Annotated in this window: 1 protein-coding gene; it reads right to left on the bottom strand. The window is 63.3% G+C overall.

Annotated elements, in window-relative coordinates; translation table 11 throughout:
- Positions 1-1,487: CoA-acylating methylmalonate-semialdehyde dehydrogenase (locus HUV48_RS14155; protein WP_217906843.1), on the bottom strand; the 1,487-nt coding region annotated here is incomplete at both ends.

The raw sequence follows: 1,487 nt of genomic DNA, 5'->3' as shown, positions 1-1,487 counted from the left end.
CCCATCGTCGGAATGATGAAGGCATCCTTGTTGTCCGCATCCGCAGTACCGTCCGGCCAGCGCTGCGTGACTTTCTTCGCCTTGGTCCAGAACTTGAGGCCTTCCTGCCCGTACTGGTCGGTATCGCCGAAGCCGGAGCGCTTCCATCCGCCGAAGCTGTGATAGCTGACGGGTACCGGGATCGGCACGTTGATCCCGACCATCCCAACGTTCACCCGGTGCGCGAACTCGCGTGCGGCATGACCGTTGCGCGTGAAGATAGCGACGCCGTTGCCGTACTGATGCTCGCTCGGTAGGCGCACCGCTTCCTCGAAGTCCTTCGCGCGCACGATCTGAAGCACCGGCCCGAAAATTTCCTCTTGGTAGCTCTCCATCTTCGGCGTCACATGGTCGAGCAGGGTCGGGCCGACGAAGAAGCCATCTTCGTGTCCCTGAAGCGAGAAGCCGCGCCCGTCGATTACGACCTCGGCGCCTTCCTTCTCGGCAGTGTCGATCCACTGCTCGATGCGCTTCTTGTGCTCCGGCGTCACAACCGGTCCGTAATGCGCATCCTTATCGGTAGCGACACCGACACGCAGGGCGTTGATCGCGGGAATGAGCTTCTCGCGCAAACGGGTGGCCGTGTCCTCACCCACCGGCACAACGACGGGCAAGGCCATGCATCGCTCTCCCGCGGAGCCGAAGGCGGCACCGGCTAGGTCATTCACAACCTGGTCGAGATCGGCATCCGGCATGACGATGCCGTGGTTCTTCGCGCCGCCCATCGCCTGTACGCGTTTGCCGGCGGCGACGCCGCGCTTGTAGACATAATGGGCAATGTCGGACGAGCCGACGAAGCTGACCGCTGCGATATCCTGATGATCGAGGATTGCGTCGACCATCTCCTTGTCGCCATGCACCACTTGCAGCAGCCCTTCCGGCGCGCCGGCTTCGACGAACAGTTCGGCCAAACGGACCGGTACGGATGGATCTCGCTCCGAGGGCTTGAGGATAAAGGCATTGCCGACCGCGACTGCCATGCCGAACATCCACATCGGAATCATCGCAGGGAAGTTGAACGGCGTGATGCCGGCCCCGATGCCGAGCGGCTGGCGCATCGAATAGACGTCGATCCCCGGCCCCGCGCCCTGTGTGTACTCACCTTTGAGTGCCTGCGGAATGCCGCAAGCATATTCGATCACCTCTAGCCCGCGCTGTACGTCGCCATGCGCGTCGTCCACGACCTTGCCGTGCTCGCTCGACAGAAGTTCAGCCAGCGCCTGCTTCTCGTTCTCGACCAGCCGCTTGAACTCGAACATCACGCGCGCCCGGCGCTGCGGATTGGTTGCCGCCCACTCGGGCTGCACCTTCTTCGCCGCCTCGACCGCTTTATCGAGCAGCGCCGCATCGCCGAGCGGAACCTGCGCCTGGACTTCGCCGGTCGAAGGGTTCCAGATATCGTGCGTGCGGGCCGAGCCGCCGCCTGCTCCCCCGGCAATGAAGTGATC

It is taken from the genome of Qipengyuania atrilutea (genome assembly GCF_013370205.1).
Taxonomy (GTDB): Bacteria; Pseudomonadota; Alphaproteobacteria; order Sphingomonadales; family Sphingomonadaceae; genus Actirhodobacter; species Actirhodobacter atriluteus.
Note: the sequence above shows the minus strand (reverse complement) of the source record. Positions and strands in the feature narration are given on the sequence as shown.